The 16,920-nt window shown below is 73.1% G+C and carries 10 protein-coding genes; 5 read left to right on the top strand and 5 right to left on the bottom strand.

Annotation, left to right across the window (positions count from 1 at the left end; all coding sequences use genetic code 11):
• Window positions 1-48 precede the first annotated feature (48 nt).
• The gene (gene gghA, locus BLV24_RS02750) at window positions 49-2,424 is read left to right on the top strand and encodes a glucosylglycerol hydrolase (protein WP_092679593.1); all 2,376 of its coding nucleotides are present in this window, start codon (window positions 49-51) and stop codon (window positions 2,422-2,424) included.
• 287 nt (window positions 2,425-2,711) lie between these two features.
• Window positions 2,712-4,013 (top strand): glucose-1-phosphate adenylyltransferase, encoded by a 1,302-nt coding sequence (glgC, locus tag BLV24_RS02755; protein ID WP_245710345.1) that lies wholly within the window; start codon window positions 2,712-2,714, stop codon window positions 4,011-4,013.
• 66 nt (window positions 4,014-4,079) lie between these two features.
• Here glgC and glgX read toward each other — a convergent pair whose 3' ends face one another.
• The 5 genes from glgX to BLV24_RS02780 form a co-directional block, all read right to left on the bottom strand.
• The gene (gene glgX, locus BLV24_RS02760) at window positions 4,080-8,207 is read right to left on the bottom strand and encodes a glycogen debranching protein GlgX (protein ID WP_092679594.1); all 4,128 of its coding nucleotides are present in this window, start codon (window positions 8,205-8,207) and stop codon (window positions 4,080-4,082) included.
• Complete coding sequence (gene glgA, locus BLV24_RS02765; RefSeq protein WP_092679595.1) at window positions 8,204-9,673, bottom strand: glycogen synthase GlgA; 1,470 nt, start codon at window positions 9,671-9,673, stop codon at window positions 8,204-8,206. The genes glgX and glgA overlap by 4 nt, the downstream gene beginning before the upstream one ends.
• 136 nt (window positions 9,674-9,809) lie before the next feature.
• A complete protein-coding gene (locus BLV24_RS02770; protein WP_092679596.1) occupies window positions 9,810-12,221 on the bottom strand; it encodes a glycogen/starch/alpha-glucan phosphorylase in 2,412 nt (803 codons plus the stop codon).
• A 330-nt stretch (window positions 12,222-12,551) separates the two neighbouring features.
• Window positions 12,552-12,809: a YjhX family toxin gene (locus BLV24_RS02775; RefSeq protein WP_092679597.1), complete on the bottom strand. Its 258-nt coding sequence runs from the start codon at window positions 12,807-12,809 to the stop codon at window positions 12,552-12,554.
• 397 nt (window positions 12,810-13,206) lie between these two features.
• Window positions 13,207-14,391, bottom strand: coding sequence for a zinc ABC transporter substrate-binding protein (locus tag BLV24_RS02780; RefSeq protein WP_245710347.1), 1,185 nt, complete (start codon window positions 14,389-14,391; stop codon window positions 13,207-13,209).
• An 84-nt stretch (window positions 14,392-14,475) separates the two neighbouring features.
• Between BLV24_RS02780 and BLV24_RS02785 the strand changes: the two genes are divergently transcribed.
• Genes BLV24_RS02785 through BLV24_RS02795 form a run of 3 tightly spaced genes read left to right on the top strand, consistent with a single transcriptional unit; the run spans window position 14,476 to window position 16,714 of the window.
• Window positions 14,476-15,021, top strand: coding sequence for a Fur family transcriptional regulator (locus BLV24_RS02785; RefSeq protein WP_092679598.1), 546 nt, complete (start codon window positions 14,476-14,478; stop codon window positions 15,019-15,021).
• A complete protein-coding gene (locus BLV24_RS02790; protein ID WP_092679599.1) occupies window positions 15,018-15,893 on the top strand; it encodes an ATP-binding cassette domain-containing protein in 876 nt (291 codons plus the stop codon). Before BLV24_RS02785 ends, BLV24_RS02790 begins: the two co-directional genes overlap by 4 nt.
• A complete protein-coding gene (locus BLV24_RS02795; RefSeq protein ID WP_092679600.1) occupies window positions 15,893-16,714 on the top strand; it encodes a metal ABC transporter permease in 822 nt (273 codons plus the stop codon). The genes BLV24_RS02790 and BLV24_RS02795 overlap by 1 nt, the downstream gene beginning before the upstream one ends.
• The last annotated feature ends 206 nt before the right edge of the window (window positions 16,715-16,920 follow it).

Here is a 16,920-nt window from a genome sequence, read left to right on the forward strand (position 1 = left end):
TTCCGCCGCATTCCAACCGACACCCCACACCACCGGGAGCCCGACCGCATGATCCTTCGCGACGACGAAGCCTCCGAGGCCCTCGCCACCCGATGCCGCGAGACGCTCGCCTCCGCCGGCTCCAGCTTCGACGCGGCGCGGGCGCTGGCCCGGCGCATGGGCGGACTGGTCACCGGGCCCGGCAAGGCCGAGTTCGGCTTCTGGGCGCCGGAGCTGCTGGAGGCCCGCGTCCCCGACGGCGACATCTTCCTCGAAATCCTGCAACCCGACGCGCAGTTCTCGCTGACCGTGTCGCGCCAGAACGCCCGCTTCCGCCGCACCCGCCTGCCGGTGGAGCGGGCGGACGCCTGGATCTGGTGCGCGGTCGACGGCATCCGCGCCGGCACGCGCGACGTGATCGGGGATTTCTACGCGCTGACCTGGCGGGACGGGGAGGGCGAGTGGCATCGGATCTTCGATCCGCTGGCGGCCTCGGTCCCGTTCGGGGTCTTCGCGCCGGCGGAGCTTTACGACCTCGCGGCCATGCAGGCGGCGCGGTCTGACAAGCCCTATTTCGAGGGGTTGCAGCCCGGCGAGGACGGGGCGCCGGCCAAGCTGGGTCCGGCGGTCAACATCCTGCAGATCCACACCCCCACCGCCACCGCCGGCCGCACCCTGGCGAGCCTGGCGCGGCAGGTGGAGCACCTGGCCGACCGGGTGCGTCATGGCGGGACGATCGAGCCCGCTGACCGGCTGTTCATGGGCTATGAGGCGGTGCAGCTTCTGCCCGTCGAACCGACCACGGTCTATGAGGCGGGCCCCGCCTTCTGGGTCGATGACGGCGATTACGGGGAGGTCCTGACCACCGACCTGCGCCGTCCGGACACCACCAACTGGGGCTATGACGTGGTGATTTCGGGCATGGCGGCGGTGAACCCGGCGCTGCTGGAATCAGGCCGGCCCGATGAGCTGGTGGACCTGATCGCCGCCCTGCACACCTTCCCCGACGGCCCCAAGAAGGTGATCTTCGACGTGGTCTTCGGCCATTCCGACAATCAGGGGCTGGAGGCGCTGAACCGGCACTATTTCGCCGGCCCCAACATGTATGGGCAGAACCTGTCCTACCGGAACTGGACCGTCCGCGCGATCATGCTGGAGATCCAGCGCCGCAAGGTCGATTTCGGCGCCGACGGCGTGCGGGTCGACGGCGCGCAGGACTTCAAGTGGTGGGATGCGGACGAAGAGGTCATGCGCCACGACGACGAATACCTGCAGGAGATGGCCGACGTGGTGCAGGAGGTGGCGGGAACCCGCTACCGCCCCTGGTTCATCTTCGAGGACGGCCGCCCCTGGCCGCAGGAGGACTGGGAGCTGTCGTCCACCTATCGCGCGGTGATCGACAACCAGCGCGACGACGACGTGTTCCAGTGGGGCCCGCTGACCTTCGCCCACAACACGCCGTTTCTCTACACGTTCTGGCTGTCCAAGTGGTGGCGCATCCGGGAGATGGTGGAGCGCGGGTCCAACTGGATCTCGGGCACCGCCAACCACGACACGCTGCGCCGGGGCACCCAGATCAACCCCAAGCTCAACATCAACACCCGCCTGGGCGAGACGCGGATGGATATCCTCGACCACGCCTATGACAACCCCGCGGTGCAGATGCTGACCTATGCGGCGTTTCCGGGCGTGCCGATGGATTTCCTCAACGCCATGGCGCGGGCGTCCTGGGGCTTCATCCGCAACCAGGACGACAAATACGGCGTGAAGATCATGGCCGAGGAGGCGATCAGCCTGGAATGGCAGGTCGACGACTACGCCTATTCGCTTCCCGGCGCGTTCAGCCGTCTCAAGGCGCTGGGATACGAGACGCGGGACGACCTGGAGCGGTTCCTCCACGTGCTGCCGGCGCTGGTGGAGGTGACGGATTACGACCTCGACGTCATCGCGACGCTGCTCAATTCGGTGGAGCCGCGGCTGGCCGGCCCGTCGCCTTTCACGCCCGCGGCGCTGAAGGTGATCGCGCGGGCCTGGATGGACGACATGCACGACTACTGCAATGTCGCGGGCTATCTGGACCGGCTGACCGAGCGGCAGACCGCCTTCGCGCTGGCATTGCGGGAATTCCGGACGGCGCGGCCCTGGCTGCGGGGAAATTTCGCCTGGGGGGACCAGTTCTCCTATGTGCAGCCGGTGGACGGGACGGTGCTGTTCACCTCGTTCCGGCAGGGGCCGGACGGCGAGCAGGTCTATATGGTGGCGCATATGGAGGGGGCGGAGACCGAGGATTTCGATCCGCTCAACCTCCACCACCAGGCCGCGGACGGGCAGGGCGGCTGGACGGTGGCGCTGGCCACGCCCCAGATCGGACCGGATTACGAGGGCGGGCCGATCGTGCTGCGCGACTCGATGGGCGTGGTGTTCACCCGGACCGCGCCGGGCTGAGGGCTCGGGGGGGGGCGCCGCCGCGCCCATCTTCCGCCGCGCCCATCCGCCCGCCGCGCCCGGCTTCCCGTCGCGCATCCGGCTGGGGGGAGGCTCGGGCGGCGCCTCCCGCGCCCGGCGCCGCAGTCCCGACGGATCCCGCGCGCCGCGGCGCCAGGCCGCCGCCCGCGCGCGCTCGGGCGGCGCGCTCCCCCGTCCCGGATCCACGCGGCCTCAGATCAATGCGCGGCGGCGGGAATCGGTTAGGGTCTGCGGAGGGTGGTTGAAAGAAACGGGAGGGAGACCCCATGCGAGGACCCACGCAGGACCCCGGCGGACTGGCGCGCCAGTCCATGGCCTTCGTGCTGGCGGGGGGGCGCGGCTCGCGCCTGCGGGAGCTGACCGACCGCCGCGCGAAACCGGCGGTCTATTTCGGCGGCAAGACCCGGATCATCGACTTCGCGCTGTCCAACGCCATGAATTCCGGCATCCGCCGCATCGGCGTGGCCACGCAATACAAGGCCCATTCGCTGATCCGGCACCTGCAGCGGGGCTGGTCCTTCTTCTCCGAAAGCCGGGGCGAGGGGCTGGACATCCTCCCCGCCAGCCAGCGGGTGGATGAACGGAACTGGTATCTCGGCACCGCCGACGCGGTGACCCAGAACATCGACATCATCCGCGACTACAACACCAGATACATGGTCATCCTGGCCGGCGATCACATCTACAAGATGGATTATTCGGTGATGATCGCCCAGCATGTCGACACCGGCGCCGAGGTCACCGTGGGCTGCATCGAGGCCCCGCGGGCCGAGGCCTCCGCCTTCGGGGTCATGGCGGTCGACGCCTCCGGCCGGATCACCGAGTTCATGGAGAAACCCGCCGAGCCGCCGGAGATGCCGGGCAAGCCGGGAGTCTCCCTGTGCTCGATGGGGATCTACGTGTTCGAGACGGATCTGCTGATCGGGCTGCTGCTGGAGGATCAGGCGGACCCCGAAAGCTCGCATGATTTCGGGTCGGACATCATCCCCAGGCTGGTGGCGCGGGGCGGGGCGGTGGCGCATTCCTTCTCCGACAGCTGCGTGATGACGGGGGATGAGAAGGCCCCCTACTGGCGCGACGTGGGCACGGTGGATGCGTTCCACCAGGCCAATCTGGATCTCTGCGCCTTCGAGCCCCAGCTGGACATCTGGTCCGGCGACTGGCCGATCTGGACCTATTCCGAGCTGACCCCGCCGGCGAAGTTCGTTCATGACATGGACGGGCGGCGAGGGACGGCGGTGAGCAGCCTGGTGTCGGGCGGCTGCATCGTGTCGGGGGCCGGCGTGCGCGAGAGCCTGCTGTTCACCGGGGTCCGGGCCAATTCCTATTCCGAGCTGAGCCGGGTGGTGGCGCTGCCCTATTCCGAGGTGGGCCGCCATGCGCGGCTGACCAACGCGGTGCTGGACCGGGGCGTGTCGGTGCCCGCCGGCCTGGTGGTGGGCGAGGATCCGGTGGAGGACGCGCGCTGGTTCCGCGTCTCCGAGGGCGGTGTGACGCTGATCACCCAGCCGATGCTGGACGCGCGGCAGGCGGCGCTGGGCGGACATCTGGCGGGCGAGGTGAGCTGAGCCCGGCCGCGGCGAGCGACGAGACGGGGGGCGAGACGGGGGGGCGCCTGGCGGGGCGCCCCCTTTTCATGTCCGGGGCCGGGCCTTCCCGAAGATCTCCGCGGCGCGGCGCAGGCCGGGGGCGGCGTCGAGCGCGTCGGCCGGCGCGGCGTGGCGGAGGCGCCAGTTGGGGGCCTCCGTCACCGTGCCGGGGACGTTCTGCTGGCGCCGTTCGTCCAGCGCGTCGTCGATCTGCACGGCGGCGAGGGCGGAGCCGGAGGCGGCCAGCACCCCGTGGATCGCGTCGCGAAGCTCCGGCGTCAGCGTCGCGGGAGGGGCGCCGGGGTCGAGCCCCTCGGGCGCGCGGCCTTCCGCCGCCAGCAGGCGGGCGAGCGCGGCGCGGGATCCGGCGCGATCCTCGCGCATGGCCCGGGCGGCGAGGGCGTCGACATGGCCCAGAGCCTCGCGCAGGTCGGCGTCCGCGGCCTCCCACCAGCCCGCCAGCGTGGGGGTGTCATGGGTGCCGAAGCTGGCGAGGCTGCGGGCGGGGAACTCGGCGGGGGGGCGGAAGCCCGGCGGGCCGCCCTCGAACTGCAGGATGGCGCAGCCGTGCAGGCCGGAGGCGTCGAGCGCCGCGCGCAGCCCGTCGGGCACGGTGCCCAGATCCTCGCCCACCACCACGCAGCCGGCGCGCGCCGCCTCGATCCGCACCAGCGCCAGCAGCAGCGCGGAGGGGAAGCGGACATAGCCGCCGGGGGCTCCGTCCTCGGGCGCCCAGAAGGCGCGGTCGAGGCCGATCACATGGTCGATCCGCGCCGCCCCGGCGGGGGCCATGGTGGCGCGCAGCATGTCGCGGAACGGCGCGTAGCGGGCGGCGCGCAGGCCCTCGGGGTTGAAGGGCGCCAGCGCCCAGACCTGTCCGGCGGCGTTCAGCGCGTCGGGCGGGGCGCCCAGCGACACGCCGCGGGCGAAGGCGGCGGGGCGGGCCCAGGCCTCGGCCCCGTCGGGGCGCACGCCGACCGCGATATCGAGATAAAGGCCCAGACCCATGCCCGCCGCCTTCGCCCGCGCCTGCGCGGCCTGAAGCTGGTTGGAGGCGGTCCATTGCGCCCAGGCGTGGAAGCGGATTTCGGCGGCCTCGCGGGCGGCGAACTCCGCCACCTGCGGGCTTTCGGGGTCCCTGAACGGCTCGGGCCAGGTGCGCCAGTCCTCGCCATGGGCCAGACTCAGGGCCTCGAACGTGGCGAAACGGGCGCGGGGGCGGCCGCCTTCGGCGAGCCAGGCCTCGAAGGCGGCGGGGTCGGCGCCGCGGCCCTGCTCAAAGGCGGCGAACAGCGCGCGCAGGGCCGGGGCGCGGATGCGGGCGGCGAGCGCGGGGTCGCAGAATTCCGTGTCGCGCCAGGCGGCGAGGGCGTCGGCCTCGGCGTCGATGGCGGCCCGCGCCTCGGCGCAGTCCGGGAAGCCGGGAACCTGGTCGAGCGCGATGCGGCGGGGGTCGAGCGCGGTGCGCGAGGTCGGCGAATAGGGGCTGATGCCGGCATGGGCGGCGCCGAGCGCATGGACCGGGTTCACGCCCAGGAAATCCGCGCCGAGCCGGGCGAGACCCTCGGCCGCGGTCGCCAGATCCTCGAAATCGCCTTCGCCGAGGCTGCGGCCGGAGGTCAGCGCATAGACGGCGCCGGTGGCGCCCCAGACGCGCGGCCGCCCGGTTTCGCCGGCCACTTGCGGCGCGAGCGGCGGGGCGGCGGCGAGCAGCACGGTCTCCCCCCCCGCCTCCAGCGCGTGCAGACCGGGGGGAAGGGCGGGGAGGGGCGCGCCGGCGGCGCCCGAGAGGGGCGCGCCATCCTCAAGCGTCAGGGTCCAGGCGAGCGGGGGGGAGAGGCGGAAGGCGTCGGGGATCCCTGCCTCGACCACGGCTTCGCGGGGAAGGCGGCGGGCGGCGTCCTCGGCCTCGATCCCGGCCAGCAGGCGGGCGGCGTCGGCCTCCGCGTCCTCGCCCAGGTCGATCCCCATGGCGCGCAGCAGGGCGGTCTGGGTGTCGGGGCCGGCGACATGTTCGCGGCCCGAGACCTCCCAGTAGCGTTCGAATATCCCCATGCGGGCGTAGAGGCGGGAGAGCGCGGAGCCCGCCGGCACGGCCTCCAGCACCAGCGCGGTCGCGGGAGGGATGACGTCGGGCAGGTCGCGGGAGGCGGGGGCGCCGTCCGCGGTCTCGGTGGTGAGCGCGAGCGCCCATGCCAGGCCGGGACCGGGGGCGGGCGGGCGCAGGGGGGAGGCGTGGTCGGAGGCGTTGAAGGCCAGCGCCGCGGGGGCGTGATCGGCGCCGTCCTCGCCGCGCAGCACGAGCACGTAGCCCGCGGGGGCTTCGGCGCCCCAGTCTGGGTCTCCGCCCGCGAGCCCGGCCCATTCGCAGTCCGGCCAGCCGTCGGCGCGCGGGGCGCCGTGCAGGAACACCGGGCGGCGCAGGACGGGCAGGCGGGCGCGCAGGGCGGCGGCGGCGGCGGCGAAACCGGTGAGGCCGGCATCGTCGGCCTCCCAGTCCAGCCAGGTGGTTTCGTTGTCCTGGCAATAGGCGTTGTTGTTGCCGCCCTGGCTCTGGCCGCGCTCATCCCCCGCGCGCAGCATGGGCGTGCCCTGGGCGGCGAAGACGGTCAGGATCAGGTTGCGACGGCGGCGGACGCGGGCGGCTTGCCGGGCCGCGTCGCCCCCGCCCTCATCTTCGGGCCCTTCGGGGCCCATCGGGTCGGAGACCTCGCCCTGGTGGCCGTCGCGGTTGTCCTCGCCGTTGGCGTGGTTGCGGCGCTCGGCGTAAAGCGTGGTGTCGGCCAGCGTGAAGCCGTCATGGGCGGCGACGAAGTTGACCGAGGCCCAGGCGGCGCGGCGGTCCTTGTCGAAGCGTTCGGCCGAGCCGAGCAGGCCCGAGGCGAGGTCCTGCGCCCCGCCCGGCCAGCCCTGCCAGAAGCGGCGCGCGCCGTCGCGGAAGCGGTCGTTCCACTCGGCCCAGCCCGGCGGGAACTCGCCCACCCGGTAGCCGCCGGGGCCGATGTCCCACGGCTCCGCGATCAGCTTCACGCCTTGCAGGGCGGGGTCGGCCGCGAGATCGGCCAGCAGGTCCGAGCCCGAATCGAACCCGCCGTCGCGGCCCCGGCCCAGCACGGGGGCGAGGTCGAAGCGGAAGCCGTCCACGCCGATGCGCTGCGCCCACCAGGCGAGGCTTTCGCGCATCAGGGCGCGGGCGGGGGCTTTGGAAAGGTCCAGCGTGTTCCCGCAGCCGGTGTCGTTGACGTAGTCGCCGTCCGGCGCGCCGGGGGCGTGGCGGTAGTAGCCGGCATCGTCGAGGCCGCGGAAGGCGAGCATCGGGCCGCTCTCATGGCTCTCGGCGGTGTGGTTGTAGACCACGTCGAGGATGACCTCGATGCCGGCGGCGTGCAGGGCGGCGACCGCGTCGCGCAGGCCGGCGGCGCCGCGCGGGCCCATGTAGCGGGGCGCGGGCGCGAAATAGCCGAAGGGGTTGTAGCCCCAGTAATTCACCAGCCCGCGGTCCACCAGGTGCGGTTCGTCCATGAAGGCCTGGACCGGCAGCAGTTCCAGCGCGGTGACCCCGAGACGGGCGAGGTGGGCGAGGATGGCGGGATGGGCCAGCGCCTCGTAGGTCCCGCGGATGTCCTCGGGGATCTCGGGATGGAGGCGGGTGAGGCCGCGGACATGGGCCTCGTAGATCACGGTGTCCGACCAGGGGCGGCGGGGACGCTCGGCCGGGTCAATGAGGGGAAGATCGCGGGTGGCGACGCTGCGCGGCATGTGGGGGGCGCTGTCGCGGGGGGCGGGCGCGGACGGGTCGCCGGGGGCGTGGGCGCGCAGGGCGTCGGTCCACACCGGCTCGGCGGTGAAGGCGCGGGCGTGGGGGTCGAGCAGCAGCTTGGCGGGGTTGAAGCGCATCGCGGCGCCCGGATCCCACGGCCCGTGGGCGCGGAACCCGTAGAGCGCGCCCGCGGCCAGCCCGTCGAGCCGGCCGTGATGCAGCGCGCCGGAGCGGGCGGGCAGGGGCAGGCGGGCGGTCTCGCGGCCGTCCGCGTCGAAGAGGCAGAATTCCACAAGGGTCGCGTCGGGGGCGCGGACCGCGATCTCGGCCCCGCCATCGTCGAGGGTAACCCCCGGGCGGACGGGGTTTCCGTGGGACAGGCGGAGGGGGAAGGCGCGGGGGGCGTCGGTCATGAAGTCTCCTGCCGGGGCGCGGCCGCGGGGAGGGCGGCGGCGCCGGGCGCGAGGCGGCGGTAGATGTCGGCGTAGCGCGCGGCGCTTTCGCCCCAGTCGACGGGCTGGCGCAGGGCGGCGCGGACCAGCCCGCGCCAGGCGTCGCGGTCGCGGAACAGCGCGCAGGCCCGGCGGATGGCGTCGGTCAGGGCGGCCGCGTCGCCGGGGGCGTGGACGAAGCCGGTGGCCGCGCCCACGCGCAGGGCGGCGGCGTTGGCGTCGATCACCGTGTCGGCGAGCCCCCCGGTCCGCGCCACCACCGGCGCGGTCCCGTAGCGCAGGGCGCAGAGTTGGGTGAGGCCGCAGGGCTCGAACCGGCTGGGCACGAGGATGGCGTCGGCGCCGGCCTGAAGCTGGTGGGCCAGCGGTTCGTCATAGCCGATCACGCAGCCCACCCGGTCGGGGTGGGCCTTGGCCAGCGCGGCGAAACCCGCCTCCAGGTCCGCGTCGCCCGAGCCCAGAACGGCGAGGCTCGCGCCCTCCGCCAGCAGGGCGGGCATGGCGTCGAGCAGCAGGTCCAGCCCCTTTTGCCGGGTCATGCGCGAGATCACGCAGAACAGCGGCGCGTCGGGCGGCGGGTTCATCCCCATCCGGGTTGCGAGCGCCCGGCGGTTGGGGCGCTTGCCCGCCGCCGCGCGGTAGGGGCGCGCGATGTCGGGATCGGTCGCGGGGTTCCACACGTCCGCGTCGATGCCGTTGAGCACGCCCTCCAGCGCCCCGGCCCGATGCCGCAGCAGGCCGTCGAGCCCATAGCCGAATGCCGGCGTCAGCAGCTCGCGCGCATAGGTGGGGGAGACGGTGGTGATCCGCTCGGCATGGGCGAGGCCGGCCTTGAGGAACCCGACATGGCCGTGGAATTCGAGGTGGTCGGGGTGGAACATCGCCTCCGGCAGGGCGAGGGGGGCGAGGGTCTCGCGCCCGAAGAGGCCCTGGAAGGCGATGTTGTGGATGGTGATGACGGCGCGCGGCGCCTCCGGCCCGGCGAGGCGCAGATAGGTGGGCGTGAGGCCCGCCTGCCAGTCATGGGCGTGGACCGCATCGGGGCGCCATCCGCGCAGGCCCTGTGTGGCGATGCGCGCGCCCATCCAGCCCAGCAGCCCGAAGCGCAGGGCGTTGTCGGGCCAGTCGGCGCGGTCGGGGCCGGCATAGGGGCCGCCGGGACGATCATAGAGCGCGGGGGCGTCGATCAGGATCAGCTCCAGCCCCGCGGCCTCCCCCTCCAGCAGGCGGACAGGGCCGAAAGGCGTGTCCAGCTTCGTGGCGCGGGGGGCGGCCAGCCGGTCGGCGAGGCCGCGATAGGCGGGCATCAGCGTGCGCATCGCCACGCCCTGCGTCGCGAGCGCGCCGGGCAGGGCGCCCGCCACATCCGCCAGCCCGCCGGTCTTGATCAGCGGGGCGCATTCGGAAACCACGGAGAGGACGTGCATCGGCGCGCTCCGGCTCTGGCTCCGGCGCGGGGGCCGGCGTAACCCTGACCTAGCCCCGCCGGGGGGATCGGGCAATGGCGAGGCGGGCGGCAGGGGCGAGCCGGGGGACGAACGCCCTCGCCCCCCGCGCGCGCCCTCACTCCATGGTTTCGGCCTGCCAGACCCGCTCCGCGTAATTGCGGATCGAGCGGTCGGAGGAGAAGCGGCCCATCCCGGCGATGTTGATCGCCGACTTGCGCAGCCAGTCCTCCCGGTGCTTCCAGGCGTCGTCGATGCGCCGCTGGATCGCCCAATAGGCCGAGAAATCCGCGGTCACCACGAACCAGTCATGATGGCGCAGCGTGTCGCCGATGCCCTTGAAGCGGTCCGGATCGCCCGGCGAGAACTCTCCGGATTCGATCTGGGAGATGACGCGGGCGAGGCGGGGATCGGCCTCGATCGCCGGGCGCGAGTCGTAGCCGTGCTCGCGCAGGGCGTGAACCTCGTCGGCGGTCTTGCCGAAGATGAAGATGTTCTCCGGGCCCACCGCCTCGCGGATCTCCACATTGGCGCCGTCGAGGGTGCCGACGGTCAGGGCGCCGTTCATCGAGAACTTCATGTTGCCGGTGCCCGACGCCTCCATCCCCGCGGTGGATATCTGTTCGGACAGGTCCGCCGCCGGGATCAGCTTTTCGGCCATCGAGACGTTGTAGTTGGCCGGATAGACCACCTTCAGACGCCCGCGCAGGCTTTCGTCGGCGTTGATCTTCGCGCCGATGTCGTTGATCAGCTTGATGATCAGCTTGGCCTGCGCATAGCCCGGCGCGGCCTTGCCGCCGAAGATCTTCACGCGGGACGGCCAGTCGCGGTCGGGATGCTCGCGCATCTCGTTCCACAGGGCCGCGGTCTCCAGGATGTTGAGCAGCTGGCGCTTGTATTCGTGCAGGCGCTTGATCTGCACGTCGAACAGCGCGTCGGGGTCGAGCGTCCCGGCCCCGCGGTCCGCCAGCCAGTTCGACAGACGCACCTTGTTGGCGCGCTTGGCGGCGTCCAGCCCCTCGCGGAAGCCGGCCTCGTCGGCGAGCGGGCGCAGCTTCTCCAGCTCATCCAGATCGGTGACCCAGCCGTCGCCGATGCGGTCGTTGATCAGGTTGCGCAGGCCCGGATTGCAGGTGTTGATCCAGCGCCGCGGGGTCACGCCGTTGGTGACGTTGACGATGCGGTCGGGATGCAGCGCATGCAGGTCGGCGAAGACCGTGCGCTTCATCAGGTCGGTGTGCAGGGCCGACACGCCGTTGACCCGGCACGAGCCGATGAAGGCGAGGTTGCCCATGCGGATCTCGCCATGGTCGATGATCCGGGTGACGTCGGGGCGGTCGGGGTTCTCGGCCTCGTGGCGGCGGTCGATCATCTCGATGATCTGGAGATGGCGCGGCAGGACCGACTGCATCAGGTCCCAGCCCCACCGCTCCAGCGCCTCGGGCATGAGGGTGTGGTTGGTGTAGTGCAGGGTGCCGCGGGCGAGCTCGAACGCCGCGTCGAAGCTCATGCCGTGATCGTCGATCAGCACGCGGATCAGCTCGGCCACGCCGATGGCGGGATGGGTGTCGTTGAGCTGGATGGCGACCTTGTCGGGAAGCTGGGACAGGTCCTCGTGGTCGATCAGGAAGCGCCGCATCAGGTCGCGGATCGAGGCGGCGGAGAAGAAATACTCCTGCTTGAGCCGCAGTTCCTTGCCCTGGGGCGTGGTGTCGTCGGGGTAGAGCACGCGGGAGATGGTCTGGGCCAGGATCGCGGGGGCCGCGGCCCCGACGAAATCGCCCTGGTTGAAGCGGTCCAGTTCGAACAGCCGCTCGGGCTTGGCGGACCACAGGCGCAGCGTGTTGGTCCACTTGCCGCCCCAGCCGGGAACGGGCGTGTCATAGGCGGCGGCGAGCACCGCGTCGCCGGGCTCCCAATGGGCGGCGTCGCCTTCGCCCGGCGTGACCGTGCCGCCGAAGCCGATGCGATACTGCACCTCCCGGCGCTGGAATTCCCAGGGATGGGCCTGGCGGAGCCATTCCTCCGCCTCCTCCACCTGCCAGCCGTCATGGAAGGACTGGCGGAACAGGCCGTGGTCGTAGCGGATGCCGTAGCCATGGGCGGGCAGGCCCACGGTGGACATGGAGTCGAGGAAGCAGGCGGCGAGCCGCCCGAGCCCGCCATTGCCCAGCGCGGCGTCGGGCTCGTCGTCCAGCACCTCGCGCCAGTCCTGGCCGAGCCCCTCCAACGCGTCCCTCGCCATGTCGCCGAGGCCGATATTGTCGACGGCGTCCTCCAGCAGACGGCCGATCAGGAACTCCATGGACAGGTAGTAGACGCGCTTGCGGTCCTCGGCGTAGCTGCGGCGCACGCTGTCGAACCAGGGCGCGATCACCAGGTCGCGGATGGCGTGGGTGAGCGCGAGCCGCCAGTCGGAGCGGGTCGCGGCGTCGGTGGGCTTGCCGATGGTGTAGGTCAGATGGCCGAGGATGGCCGAGGCGAGCTCGTCTGCGTTTTCGGGACGGGTGACTGCGTGGGTGAAGCTCATGCCGGTGTCCCTTGCTGGCTGCGACGGTCGTGGATGGCGTTGGCTGCGGCGGCGATCCGGCCGCGCGCGCGCGGCGTCTGCGGGCATGCGCGCGGCGCGGGGGCGGAGGGCGCCGTCGGGGCGCGGGCGGGGTCGGGTATGGCTTGGAAAGCTGGACGCATGGGCCAAGAGATAACGGTCCGCCCGCGGATCGACAGGGCGCGCGGGGTCGCAGGGGGCGCCCGGAACGGGCTGTGTTTCGCAAGGGCGCCTTAATAATCGGCGAACGGCGCGCCGCGGCGCCCTGTGACGGGCGCCGCGGCGATGGGCGGCCGCGGAGGGGGAAACCCCTCAGCGGTTGTCGGGCTGGGCGCGCACCAGCGCCAGCCCGCGGGCGGTGATCCGGTAGGGCCGCCCGCCGGAGGAGGCGATGGCCCGCAGCCGCCTGAGCCTGCGGAACAGCCTCAGGTCGAGCCCGGTGTAGACATGGCCCTCGCGGGTGCGGCAGCGGGCCTGCTCGATCCTGGCGGCGCGGGATTTGGAGACCTCGATCCAGCCGCCCTGGGCCAGAAGGTGGAGAACGCGCTGTTCGGCGCGGGTGATGTCCATGATGTCGGCGATCCGATGGGCCCGCCGGGGCCGTGCGCGGTTGGCGAGGCGCGCGGGACGGCGGGCGTGACGAGACGTCCGGCGCCGCGGGTCGCGCGGGCCGGGGCGGTCAGGTCAGGGCCGAAGCGCGCGAGCGGTTGCGCGCGCCGCGGCCGTTCACCGATTTCCCGAAAGGCTGAACATCAAGGCTCCATCAGATGCGCCGGAGCTAAGGGGCGCGTCGCCGCCGCGCAAGCCTGAAGCCCCGCCGCGGGGCGCCGCCGCGCCGGCGCCGTGGCGCGGCCGCATCGGTTTCGCGCGACGGCGCCGGGAGCGACGTTGGCAACCACAATGGGGATGGCGAAGGCCCAGCGCGTCGCCGCGCGCCGGGCCGAGGGCGAGGGGGCAGGGGGGCGCCTCAGTCCTTCAGACAGCCGGCCATGGCTTCGGCCATCGCCTCGATCAGCGCGGGGTAAAGCGCCGGGCCCGGCGCAAGCTCCGCCCCCAGCGGGTCTAGATCGGCATGGCGGATCCCCGTCCCCTCGGTGATGGCGGAGACCATGCGCGGGGGGAACTGGGGCTCGGAGAACACGCAGCGGGCCCCGGCTTCGACCAGCTTGTCGCGCAGGGCGGCGAGGTGCCGGGCGCCCGGTTTCGCCCCGTCGCTGAGCGCCAGCGCGCCGAGCGCGGGCATGTCGAAGCGGGCCTCGAAATGGGCGTAGGCGTCGTGGAAGACCGCGTAGGGGCGGCCGTGAACAGGGGCGAGCCCCGCCTCCGCCGCCCGGGTCGCCGCGGCGATGCGGGCGCGGGCCGCGTCGGCGTTGGCGGCGTAGAGGTCGGCGCGGTCGGGATCGGCCTCGGACAGGGCGGCTTCGATGACGTCGAGCCAGAGGACGGCGTTGTCGGGGTTCAGCCACATATGCGGGTCGTTGGCGCCGGGCGCGTGGTCATGGCCGGCATGGTCGTCGCGGTCCCCGTGGGCGTCATGTCCGTCATGGTCCGGGGCGTCCGCGTGGTCGGCATGGTCCCCGCGCCCGTCATGGTCTTCGTGCCCGTCATGATCGTCATGGTCTTCGTGGTCGCCATGCCCGGCGTGATCGTCCTTTCCCTCCCCGTGGTCCTCCCCCTGTTCTTCCGCGTGGTCCTTCCCGTGGACATGGGGCGCGGCCTTCGCCTCGAACATGGCGTCGTCGCGGATCGGCAGGTGGCTGATGCCGGGAACCTCGGCCAGCGTGATCGACACGGCGTCGCCGGCCAGATCCTCCAGCGCCTCTTCCAGCCAGGGGGTCAGGCCGGGGCCGATGCGGAACACGATCTCGGCCTCCTGCAACGCCCGGGCCTGGGAGGGGCGCAGCGCGTAGCCATGGGGCGAGGCCCCCGGCGGCACGATCAGCGCCGGCGCCCCGGCGTCGCGCATCACCATGGCGACGAGAGAGTGGACGGGGGCGATGTCGGCGGCGGCGCGCACCGGGCCGCGGGGCTCGGCTTCGGCGGGCGCGGCGGCGAGCCCGGCCAGCAGCGCCAGCGCCAGCGCCGTCGTCGCGCGCCCGTTCGCGGTCCCCCGCATCCCTTCGCGCATGTCGCGCCCCCCGCGTCTCGTCATGTCGGTCTTTCCTTGCAATAGGGTCGGCGGGCGGTGTAGCAAGCGTGTTACAACATAACAAGTGCAATGTTACAGGGTAACGTCATGCCAGATCGCGCCCCCGTCGCGGCGCCGGTTCCGGCCGGAGATCCCGCCGCGGCCTTCGCCCGCCACGACCACGCCCGCTGCGCCGCCACGGCGCGCGAGGTCACGGCCCGCGCCTGCGCCGAGCGGGGGCTGCGGCTGACCGAGATCCGCGCCCGGGTGCTCGCCATCCTGTGCGAGTCCCACGCCGCGCTGGGGGCCTATGACGTGCTGGACCGCCTGCGCGAGGACGGCCGCAAGGCGCAGCCGCCGGTCGCCTATCGGGCGCTGGATTTCCTGGTGGTCAACGGCTTCGCGCACCGGATCGAGCGGCTGAACGCCTATATCGCCTGCGGTCATCCCGGCGACGACCATGCGCCGGCCTTCATGATCTGCCGGAGCTGCCGGCGGGTGGCGGAATGCGCGGCCCCGGCGGCGGCGGCGGCGCTGTCGCCGCAGGCCGCCGCCATGGGGTTCGAGATCGAGCGCGTGGTGGTCGAAGCCGAGGGGGTCTGCCCGGACTGCCGCGCCTCGGCGCGCGAAACCGGCGGGGAGACAGGGGCATGAGCGACGCGGATCCCCTGCTGGAGACCGAGGCCCTGACGCTTCGCCATGGCGGGGTGGTGGCGCTTCGCGACATGAATTTCGCGATCCGGCCGGGGGAGATCGTGACCCTGGTCGGGCCCAACGGCTCGGGCAAATCCAGCTTCCTCAGGGCGCTGGCGGGGGCGCTGAAGCCGGCCTCGGGGCGCATCCGGCGGCGGGCCGGGCTGCGGCTGGGCTACGTGCCGCAGAGCCTCGCCATCGACCCGACCCTGCCGCTCAGCGTGGACCGGTTCCTGCGGCTGGCGGGCGAGCGGTCCCGCGCCCTGCGCGATGCGGCGCTGGCGCGGGCCGGGGCGCAGGGCTTGTCGGACCGGCGGATGTCGGGGCTTTCGGGCGGGCAGTTCCAGCGGGCCCTGCTGGCGCACGCCCTGCTGCGGCGCCCCGACCTGCTGTTGCTGGACGAGCCGACGCAGGGGCTGGATCAGCCGGGCGCCGCGTCGTTCTACCGGCTGGTGGCGGAGCTGCGCGACGAGCTGGGCTGCGCGGTGCTGATGGTCAGCCACGACCTGCATGTGGTGATGAGCGCCTCGGACCGGGTGATCTGTCTGAACGGCCATGTCTGCTGCGAGGGCGCGCCGACGGTGGTGGCGGCGGCGCCGGAATATCGCGCGCTGTTCGGGATGGGCACGGGCGGGGCGCTGGCGCTGTATCGGCACGAGCATGACCATGACCATGACCCCGGGCATGACCATAGCCACGACCTCGATCACGACCATGACCATGGGCCGGGCTGCGGTCATGACCACGGTCACGATCATGATCCCGGTCATGACCACGGGCACGGACACGGGCACGGCCGCGCGCCCGCGCCCCTGGCGGCGGGGAAGCGGTGATGGGGTTCCTCGACGATTTCGTGGTCCGCGCGGGCCTGGCCGGGCTGGGCGTCGCGGCTGCGGCGGGGCCGTTGGGCTGTTTCGTGGTCTGGCGGCGCATGGCCTATTTCGGCGACGCCACCGCCCATGCGGCGATGCTGGGCGTGGCGCTGGCGCTGGCGGCGGAGATCCCGGTCTTCGCCGGCGTGCTGCTGGTGGTGCTGGCGGCGGCGGCGGGGATCGGGGCGGTCTCGGGCCGGACCTACGCCGCGGACACGCTGCTGGGGGTGGCCGCGCATACCTCGCTGGCCGCGGGGCTGGTGGCGATGGCCTTCATTCCGGGCGCGCGCATGGACCTCACGGCTTGGCTCTTCGGCGACATTCTGGCGGTGAGCCAGGGGGATCTCGCGGCGATCTGGGGCGGGGCGGCGGCCTCCCTGGCGCTGCTGGCCTGGCGGTGGAACGGGCTCTTGTCCTCGACGCTGGCGCCGGAGCTGGCGGCGGCCGAGGGCCATGACCCGCGGCGCGAGCGGCTGATCCTGATGCTGGCGCTGGCGCTGCTGGTGGCGGCGGCGCTGAAGGTGGTGGGGGCGCTGCTGATCACCTCGCTGCTGGTGATCCCGGCGGCGGCGGCGCGCGCGCTGGCGGGCTCGCCCGAGGCGATGGCGGTCGGGGCGGCGCTGGTCGGCGCGCTGGCCGCGATCGGCGGGCTGGCGGCGAGCTGGGAATGGGACACGCCGGCGGGGCCCTCGGTGGTGCTCTGCGCGGCGGCGATCCTGGCGGCGGCGAATGTCGCGGCGGCGGTGAAGCGGGCGGCGGCGGGGCGCGCGGCGCGGGACTGACGGCGCGCGCCGGTCGGTCGGGCGGCCTTTTTCCGAAGGCGCGGGGGCGTCGGTTTCCGCATCGGGATCGCGCCGCCGGCGATGCGCGGCCGGGTCCGCCGCGCGATGCGGGGGGCGAAATCGGACCGACGGCCTTCTGCGAGCCCCCCCGGATCAGCCCCGCCCGTCGCGGTGAGGCGCGACGGGGGCGGCGCGCTGGTGCGCTC

The sequence above is a fragment of the Albimonas donghaensis genome (assembly GCF_900106695.1).
GTDB classification, from domain to species: Bacteria; Pseudomonadota; Alphaproteobacteria; order Rhodobacterales; family Rhodobacteraceae; genus Albimonas; species Albimonas donghaensis.

Excerpts from the sequence above, each read along its gene's own strand:
- glgC (WP_245710345.1), top strand. The coding sequence starts at position 2,712 with ATGCGAGGACCCACGCAGGACCCCGGCGGACTGGCGCGCCAGTCCATG.
- BLV24_RS02780 (WP_245710347.1), bottom strand. The coding sequence starts at position 14,391 with ATGACGAGACGCGGGGGGCGCGACATGCGCGAAGGGATGCGGGGGACC.
- BLV24_RS02785 (WP_092679598.1), top strand. The coding sequence starts at position 14,476 with ATGCCAGATCGCGCCCCCGTCGCGGCGCCGGTTCCGGCCGGAGATCCC.
- glgX (WP_092679594.1), bottom strand. The coding sequence starts at position 8,207 with ATGACCGACGCCCCCCGCGCCTTCCCCCTCCGCCTGTCCCACGGAAAC.
- glgA (WP_092679595.1), bottom strand. The coding sequence starts at position 9,673 with ATGCACGTCCTCTCCGTGGTTTCCGAATGCGCCCCGCTGATCAAGACC.
- BLV24_RS02790 (WP_092679599.1), top strand. The coding sequence starts at position 15,018 with ATGAGCGACGCGGATCCCCTGCTGGAGACCGAGGCCCTGACGCTTCGC.
- gghA (WP_092679593.1), top strand. The coding sequence starts at position 49 with ATGATCCTTCGCGACGACGAAGCCTCCGAGGCCCTCGCCACCCGATGC.
- BLV24_RS02795 (WP_092679600.1), top strand. The coding sequence starts at position 15,893 with ATGGGGTTCCTCGACGATTTCGTGGTCCGCGCGGGCCTGGCCGGGCTG.
- BLV24_RS02770 (WP_092679596.1), bottom strand. The coding sequence starts at position 12,221 with ATGAGCTTCACCCACGCAGTCACCCGTCCCGAAAACGCAGACGAGCTC.
- BLV24_RS02775 (WP_092679597.1), bottom strand. The coding sequence starts at position 12,809 with ATGGACATCACCCGCGCCGAACAGCGCGTTCTCCACCTTCTGGCCCAG.